The organism is Pseudescherichia vulneris (genome assembly GCF_902164725.1).
GTDB classification, from domain to species: domain Bacteria; phylum Pseudomonadota; class Gammaproteobacteria; order Enterobacterales; family Enterobacteriaceae; genus Pseudescherichia; species Pseudescherichia vulneris.
Genome location: NZ_LR607338.1, coordinates 677,826 through 685,669 on the forward strand (window position 1 = coordinate 677,826; position 7,844 = coordinate 685,669).

Below are 7,844 nucleotides of genomic sequence, written 5' to 3' on the forward strand. Positions count from 1 at the left end.
GACGAGCTGCTGGACGCCTGGCGCGAGAACCCGGAAGGCAAGGTGCTGGTAACGCGCCAGCAGCTGGCTACAGCCCTGGCCATTCAGTCTGCATTACTGGCGCACCCGACCTCCGGCATGCTGCTGACGCACCCGAGCCGCGCCGTAGAGACCAGTTATTTCGGTATTGACGAAGAAACCGGTCTGGAAATTCGAGTGCGCCCGGACCTCGAAATTGAGCTGGACGGCGTCCGCATCGGTGCAGACCTCAAAACTATCAGCATGTGGGATGTGAAAGCAGATTCGCTTAAAGCCCGGCTGCGTCGTGAGATCCGGATGCGTGATTACCACCTGAGCGCAGCCATGTACTGCGAAACCGCAGCGCTGGATCAGTTCTTCTGGATTTTCGTCAACAAAGACGAGAACTACCACTGGATCGCCATTATCGAGGCATCTGCAGAGCTGCTGGAACTGGGCATGCTGGAATACCGCAAAACCATGCGTGCTATCGCTACTGGGTTCGACACAGGTGAGTGGCCTGCGCCGATCACCGAAGACTATACCGATGAACTTGACGATTTCGACCTGCGCCGCCTTGAAGCGCTGCGCGACCAGGCATAAGGGGAAATGACAATGTCTACAGTAATTTCTAGCACTGAAAATAAAACGCAGATGATCGACAACATTTCAATCTTGACCAACGGCGAGCTGTTCGAGCGCCTCCGGACTTTATCGGCAGTCATGGCGAACAGCGGCGCGTTTGTACCAGAGCATTTTCGTGGCAAGCCTGACGCATGCATGGCAGTGGTAATGCAAGCCGCTCGCTGGGGTATGGATCCATTCGCTGTAGCTCAGAAAACGTTCATCGTCGGGAATAGCGGTGTACTCGGTTATGAAGCTCAGCTGGTAAACGCGGTTGTTACGAACATGTCTCCCACAAAAGATCGTCTGCATTTTGAGTGGTTCGGTGAATGGGAAAACATCGTCGGCCGGTTTGTTGAGAAAACCAATGGACAGGGAAAAAAATACATCGCGCCTGGCTGGAATCTGAAAGATGAGGCAGGTGTGGGTGTACGCGTGTGGGCAACTATGAAAGGCGAGGACGAACCCCGTGAACTCGTTCTGATGTTGTCTCAGGCTCAGGTGCGTAATTCAACACTTTGGGCAAGCGATCCCCGCCAGCAGCTGGCTTATCTGGGAGTGAAACGCTGGGCGCGCCTTTACTGTCCCGATGTGATTCTTGGTGTATACACCGCAGATGAAATCGAGGAGCGTCAGGAAAAAGTAATCAACCCGGCGCAGCAGCAGCGTGTCACTCTGGGCGAGATTACCCGCGGCGCTCCTGAGGCAACCACAAGTGCACAGGAATCCGGTACCAATATCGATGTGCTGGCCGACGAGTTCCGTGATCGCATCGAAGGTGCGCAATCGGTGGACCAGGCCAAAGCCGTGCGGGTTGATATCGAAGCGGCCAAACCCACCCTCGGCTCGGCACTGTTCACTGAGCTGAAGAACAAAGCCGTTCGGCGTTACTACCTGGTCGATGCCCGCAACAAAGTAGAGGCGGCCATTAACTCCCTGCCCCAGTCCAGTGAGCCTGATGCTGCTGAGCAGTTTGCTAAAGCCGAGCAAACACTGGCTGCGGCCAAACGCAACCTGGGTGACGAGCTGTATGACCAGTTTGCCATTACCCTGGGCGATATGAAGCCGGAATACATGAGCTGATAAGGGAGGCGGGAGGGGCAACCCTCCCGGTAACGAGATGAGCGAGAAACAAACCCGCTGGAGCCATGAAGAGCTGAAGATGCTTCTAACACATAACAATCAGCAAATCGCAGAGCTGACCAGCCGCCCGTTGGTTGAAATAGAGGATCGCCGCTTGCTGGCGAACATCGAGCGGAACTGCTGGGACGTATTGGATCCGGAGTGTGCTGAATGAGGCTGATTAACCGAAGCAGGAAAGAATCGCCGCTGGCCCGCAGGGCTTGCGATGCCGCGCTGGCCCGTCATGTAGAACGGTTCGGCGATTACGCCAGCCGGGCCACAAGCAGCGAATACATGGTGCAGGTGGACGGAATGAAGGTGAAGGTAGAGGTAGAAAACCGCAGCACCAGCTATGTGGCCACGGCGATCACCGGGGCGCGACGCCTGCGCCACCTTGCCGGCCGGATGTCTTGATATCGAAATATCATCAACGCGCGATCAGCATAGTTATAATCGTGCTGATCGCCAGGTACTGCATATGGCACAAGTAATTTTCAATGAAGAGTGGGTTGTTGAGGAAAGGCTCACTGCCAGAACGGGCCTCGATAACCGTCAGATCGAAAAATATCGTCAAGGGTGTTGGATTGAAGGCGTGCACTTTAAACGCGTCTCTCCATCAGGGGAAAAAACATTGCGCGGCATTACCTGGTACAACTACCCCAAGATCAACCAAATGATTCAGGATGCATAGGATGTCAGATTTGCCCAAGGGCGTGGAGATAAGAGGTCAAAGCATCCGGATCTGGTTCATGTATAAAGGTAAGCGTTGTCGCGAAGTACTCAAGGGGTGGCTTGTCACCCCTGCAAATATCAAAAAAGCGGGTCAGCTGCGTATGCTGATTGTCAGTGAGATCAACCTTGGCCAGTTCAATTACCGCTCGCGTTTTCCTGACTCTAAGCAGGCGCAAGCCGTTCAAAAAACGCTCATTATAAACACGTTCGGCGAGCTTGCTGACACCTGGCTAAAAAATCGTGAAATTGAGCTCTGCGCAAACACCCTGCGTAAAACAGGCTCGCAGATATCAACGCTTAAAGCGGTCGTAGGCAAGAGCACAGTCATCAGGGAGATTAGCTATAACGATGTGCTTCGCTACCGCAGTGAGCTACTGCATGGCTCAACCCTGTATCCTCTGGACAGGCGCTCAAATAAAATCGGGCGCACTGTGCGTACGGTCGATAATTACATCTCTTTGCTTTGCTCCCTACTTCGCTTTGCCTATAAGTCTGGATTTACTGAGAGTAAGGCATTTGAGGGCGTCAAGAAGCTACAGAAGAGCAACACCAAACCGGATCCTCTGATGCGAGAGGAATTTGCGAAGCTAATGTCAGCTTTGAGCGGCCAGAGCCATAACATGTGGAAGTTCGCGGTGTATTCCGGACTCAGGCATGGTGAACTCGCCGCGCTTGCATGGGAAGATATCGATCTCAAGGCGGGTACGGTAAACGTCTCCAGGAACCTGAACACACTGGGGATGTTTGGGCCACCCAAGACGCAGGCAGGCATTCGGACACTGCAGCTTCTAACGCCAGCGCTGGACGCCCTGAAAGAACAAAAAAAGCTGACAGCCGGGTTTCCTGAAACAGAGATCGTTTTCTATCATCGAGAATACGGCCTGACGGAGAAACAGCAACTTCGTTTCGTTTTTATGCCCCGGCCAGCAAAGGGAAAGCAGAAGCCGTATTATTCATTGTCCAGTATCGGGTCAAGATGGAACGCCAGTGTAAAACGTGCTGGCATTCGTCGCCGTAATCCGTACCATACACGCCACACATTTGCATGTTGGCTTTTGTCCGCAGGCGCAAACCCGTCTTTTATAGCCAATCAGATGGGGCACGAAAACGCGCAGATGGTTTACGAAATATACGCGTCCTGGATTGAAGATCTGAACACTGAGCAGGTGGCCATGCTTAACGATAAGCTCGCGTTTTAATTCGTTTTGTCCCGTCTATGCCCCATTGAAGATTTGAGTGATTAATAAATGTCGCAAAATCAAGAAGTTAACAAGAAAGAGCAGTACAACTTAAACAAATTGCAGAAGCGCCTGCGCCGTAACGTAGGCGAAGCCATTGCCGACTTCAATATGATTGAGGAAGGCGATCGCATTATGGTGTGCCTCTCCGGTGGTAAGGACAGCTACACCATGCTGGAGATCCTGCGCAACCTGCAGCAGAGCGCGCCGGTTAACTTCTCGCTGGTGGCAGTCAACCTTGACCAGAAGCAGCCGGGCTTCCCGGAGCATATTCTGCCTGCCTATCTGGAGCAGCTGGGCGTTGAGTATAAGATTGTCGAAGAGAATACCTACGGCATCGTGAAAGAGAAGATCCCCGAGGGGAAAACCACCTGTTCACTCTGCTCACGCCTGCGTCGCGGCATTCTCTACCGCACCGCAACGGAGCTGGGCGCGACTAAAATCGCCCTCGGCCATCATCGCGACGACATCTTGCAGACCCTGTTCCTGAATATGTTCTACGGCGGAAAAATGAAAGGCATGCCGCCGAAGCTGATGAGCGATGACGGTAAGCATATTGTCATCCGTCCTCTGGCCTACTGCCGGGAGAAGGACATCGAGCGTTTTGCCCAGGCCAAAGGCTACCCGATCATTCCTTGCAACCTGTGCGGCTCCCAGCCAAACCTTCAGCGCCAGGTGATCGCCGATATGCTCCGCGACTGGGATAAGCGCTACCCAGGCCGCATCGAAACCATGTTCAGCGCCATGCAGAACGTGGTGCCATCGCACCTCAGCGATATCTCGCTGTTTGACTTTAAAGGTATTACTCACGGTTCGGAAGTGGTGGACGGCGGCGATTTGGCGTTTGACCGCGAATCCATTCCTGTGCAGCCTGCGGGCTGGCAACCGGAAGAGGACGAGACGCCACTGGATGCCCTGCGCCTCAACGTAGTGGAAGTGAAATAACACGATGGCTCTCCGGTAGACGATCGCCGGAGAGCCTGATCCCTGCCCTTCTCTGCCCTACTTCAGCAGCATTACCCGGCAGCTCTTGCCTTTGATCTTACCACTCTGTAACTGCTTCCACGCCTGGCGAGCAACGCTCTGCCGCACCGCAACGTAGACATGCGCCGGATGCACGGTGATCTTGCCGATATCCGCCCCGTTTAATCCCATATCACCGGTCATCGCACCCAGCACGTCTCCCGGACGCATCTTGGCTTTTTTACCGCCGTCAATCACCAGCGTCGCCATCTCCGCTTCCAACGGCACAATCTTGACGTTGGCGGGCGCGTTGAGCCAGTTCAGTTTGATCTGCAGCATCTCAGCAAGAATATTGGCACGCTGCGCCTCTTCCGGGGCGCAGAAGCTGATGGCCAGGCCGCTGTTACCGGCGCGAGCGGTACGTCCGATGCGGTGCACATGCACTTCCGGATCCCATGCCAGCTCGTAGTTCACCACCAGCTCAAGGGATTTAATGTCCAGGCCGCGAGCGGCGACGTCGGTGGCTACCAGCACGCGAGCACTGCCGTTGGCAAAACGCACCAGGGTCCGATCGCGATCGCGCTGCTCAAGATCGCCATGCAGGGCCAGCGCCTCCTGGCCAGCGTCGTTCAGCGCGTCACACACCTCCTGACAATCCTTTTTGGTATTGCAGAACACCACACAGGAGGCAGGCAGATGCTGGCTGAGCAGCTTCTGTAGCAGGCCGATTTTGCCCTGGCGTGAAACCTCAAAGAACTGCTGCTCGACGGCAGGCAGCGCATCAACGGTATCGATCTCGATGGTCTGCGGCGAACGCTGAACGCGGCCGCTGATCGCCGCGATGGCTTCCGGCCAGGTAGCGGAAAAGAGCAAGGTCTGGCGCGATGCAGGCGTGAAGCGGATCACCTCGTCAATGGCGTCGCTGAAGCCCATATCCAGCATCCGGTCCGCTTCATCCATTACCAGCGTTTGCAGAGCATCAAGGTTAACAGTACTTTTTTGCAGGTGATCCAGCAGACGGCCCGGCGTGGCAACAATAATATGCGGTGCGTGCTGCAACGAGTCGCGTTGTGCGCCAAAGGGTTGGCCGCCGCATAGGGTCAGAATTTTGATATTCGGCATATAGCGCGCCAGGCGGCGTAGCTCGTTCGCGACCTGATCCGCCAGCTCGCGGGTTGGGCAGAGGATCAGGGACTGGGTCTGAAAGCGGCTGGCATCGATGTGCTGCAGCAGGCCCAGGCCAAACGCCGCCGTTTTACCGCTGCCGGTTTTTGCCTGCACGCGCACATCCTGACCGGCAAGGATCGCGGGCAGCGCCGCGGCCTGCACGGGCGTCATGGTGTGATAACCCAGCTCGTTAAGATTATCGAGCTGGGCTGTGGGCAGGGTGTTGAGTGTTGAAAAAGCGGTCACAATATTTTCTCGCGGTAAAAGGCTACGTCAGCAGGCGCGTATCCTCTCAGATCTGCCTCTTTAACGCGACATTTTAATCGGCTCCTCATTAGGCGGCGGATCGGGTAACGGCTGCGGGCGGGGAATAGGCTCGGGAACCGGGACCGGATCGGTCGGTACGGGATCGGCAGGCAGTGAGTCAGTGGATTTCAATAAGGTAAGGCCGGACATGTTTTACCTCCTGGTGTGGGCATCGCTCCCTTTAAGGGTAGAAGCTGATGAACAAGAGGCAAAAAAAAGCCGACTATTATAAGTCGGCGTCGTACGAATCAATTGTGCTATGCAGTAATTCAAAAAAGGAAGTAAGACAATATGGAGCGCAACGCCCATCGCTTGACGTTGCATTCACCTGCGAGATAGATATTGCCCTGATTCATCTTTTTGTTTATTGATTTCGCGCAAGTAAAACAGCGTTTCTATGTTCATATTTTGTTAAAAATGTGAAATTTTACAGCCATTTACTGCGATGCAGCCACCACGTGACCCCGCCGATCAGCACCACCAGCATCAGGCAGAACAGCGGAAAACCCATATGCCACTCACCACCGGGGATCCCGCCCAGGTTCACGCCAAAAAGGCCGGTTAAAAAGGTGCTGGGTAAAAAAACCATAGCCATCAGCGACATGGTGTAGCTTCTGCGCGTCAGCGACTCCTGCATCACCTGGGTGATCTCGTCGGTCATAACGGCGGTGCGGGCAATACAGGAATCAATTTCATCCAGGCCACGACCCAGCCTGTCGGCGATATCCTGCATCCGGCGACGCTGATCGTCATTCATCCACGGAAAACGCTCGCTGGCCAGCCGGGCATAGACGTCGCGCTGGGGAGCCATATAGCGGCGCATTACGATGAGTTGCTTGCGCAGCAGAGCCAGAAAGCCGCGCGGCGGGATCTGCTGATCGAGCAGATTATCTTCCAGATCGATGATCTTATCGTGCAGCTCTTCAATAAACTCGCTGGCGTGATCGGTTAGCGCGTCGCAGACATCCACCAGCCAGCCGCCGCAGTCCTCTGGCCCGGTCCCCTCCTCCAGATCCTTGACCACATCGTCCAGCGCCAGCACTTTTCGCTGGCGGGTAGAGACAATCAGCCGCTCATCCATATAGAGACGCATGGCGACAAGCTGGTCGGGACGCTCGTCGGTGCTGCCGTTGATGCAGCGCAGCGTGATTAATGTCCCTTCGCCCATACGGGTAACGCGCGGGCGCAAGCTTTCACCGGCCAGCGCATCGCGTATGTTATTAGGCAGCAGCGGCGTAGATGCCAGCCACTGGGCGCTCTCCGGTTGGGTATAGTTGAGATGCAGCCAGCACGGGTGGGCACCGTCAATAACATCGTCATCGCCCAGCGGCTTTACGCCCCCCTTGCCATCCAGCAGCCATGCAAAAACCGCATCCGGCACGTTAACGTCCGATCCCTTAATCGCCTCCATGGCTCCTCCACATTTAGCATGCTAATAGTGACAGTCTAGCCGGGCGGCGAAAGTAAGTAATCTGAAAATTAGCCATTACACTGAATTTTCAGGGGAAAAAGTGCATTTTCCGCAGGAGCAGAGCCTGCCAGGCGGAAGTTACGCGTTCTGCCTTGCAACTCAATCACCTGACGCTTAAGCACGTCGGAGGATCCAGCCAGCTCATCGACCATCGTGGCATTGCTTTGCGTGACGCGTTCCAGCTCGGAGAGTGCCTGGGTGATCTGCGCGATGATCTTACCCAC

Annotated in this window: 10 protein-coding genes and 1 pseudogene; 7 read left to right on the plus strand and 4 right to left on the minus strand. The window is 55.0% G+C overall.

Features of this window, described 5'->3' with window-relative positions; all coding sequences use genetic code 11:
* The 7 genes from FN633_RS02745 to ttcA form a co-directional block, all read left to right on the plus strand.
* Positions 1-600, plus strand: a 600-nt coding sequence (locus FN633_RS02745) for a PD-(D/E)XK nuclease-like domain-containing protein (RefSeq protein WP_208673922.1), incomplete at its 5' end; no start/stop codon positions are given.
* A gap of 12 nt (positions 601-612) precedes the next feature.
* Positions 613-1,704 (plus strand): RecT family recombinase, encoded by a 1,092-nt coding sequence (locus FN633_RS02750; protein WP_154056647.1) that lies wholly within the window; start codon positions 613-615, stop codon positions 1,702-1,704.
* A gap of 37 nt (positions 1,705-1,741) precedes the next feature.
* Complete coding sequence (locus FN633_RS18345) at positions 1,742-1,918, plus strand: hypothetical protein (protein WP_208673925.1); 177 nt, start codon at positions 1,742-1,744, stop codon at positions 1,916-1,918.
* On the plus strand, positions 1,915-2,157 hold the full coding sequence (locus tag FN633_RS02755; protein ID WP_154056648.1) for a DUF4060 family protein: 243 nt from the start codon (positions 1,915-1,917) through the stop codon (positions 2,155-2,157). The genes FN633_RS18345 and FN633_RS02755 overlap by 4 nt, the downstream gene beginning before the upstream one ends.
* Before the next feature lie 64 nt (positions 2,158-2,221).
* The gene (xisR, locus tag FN633_RS02760; protein ID WP_042394195.1) at positions 2,222-2,434 is read left to right on the plus strand and encodes an excisionase family protein; all 213 of its coding nucleotides are present in this window, start codon (positions 2,222-2,224) and stop codon (positions 2,432-2,434) included.
* A 1-nt stretch (position 2,435) separates the two neighbouring features.
* Positions 2,436-3,674 (plus strand): site-specific integrase, encoded by a 1,239-nt coding sequence (locus tag FN633_RS02765; RefSeq protein WP_154056649.1) that lies wholly within the window; start codon positions 2,436-2,438, stop codon positions 3,672-3,674.
* A 48-nt stretch (positions 3,675-3,722) separates the two neighbouring features.
* Positions 3,723-4,658, plus strand: a complete 936-nt coding sequence (gene ttcA, locus FN633_RS02770) for a tRNA 2-thiocytidine(32) synthetase TtcA (RefSeq protein ID WP_154056650.1) — start codon at positions 3,723-3,725, stop codon at positions 4,656-4,658.
* Between the two features lie 57 nt (positions 4,659-4,715).
* Here the strand turns inward: ttcA and dbpA are convergent, their stop codons facing one another.
* The 4 genes and pseudogenes from dbpA to FN633_RS02785 all read right to left on the minus strand — a co-directional run.
* On the minus strand, positions 4,716-6,089 hold the full coding sequence (gene dbpA, locus FN633_RS02775; RefSeq protein WP_154056651.1) for an ATP-dependent RNA helicase DbpA: 1,374 nt from the start codon (positions 6,087-6,089) through the stop codon (positions 4,716-4,718).
* A 60-nt stretch (positions 6,090-6,149) separates the two neighbouring features.
* Entirely contained in the window at positions 6,150-6,299 is a 150-nt protein-coding gene (gene ynaL, locus FN633_RS18350) for a proline-rich small protein YnaL (RefSeq protein WP_208673928.1), read from the minus strand.
* 277 nt (positions 6,300-6,576) lie between these two features.
* On the minus strand, positions 6,577-7,560 hold the full coding sequence (gene zntB / locus FN633_RS02780; RefSeq protein ID WP_154056652.1) for a zinc transporter ZntB: 984 nt from the start codon (positions 7,558-7,560) through the stop codon (positions 6,577-6,579).
* 68 nt (positions 7,561-7,628) lie between these two features.
* Positions 7,629-7,844 (minus strand): annotated as a pseudogene (locus tag FN633_RS02785) (hypothetical protein); the annotation flags it as partial.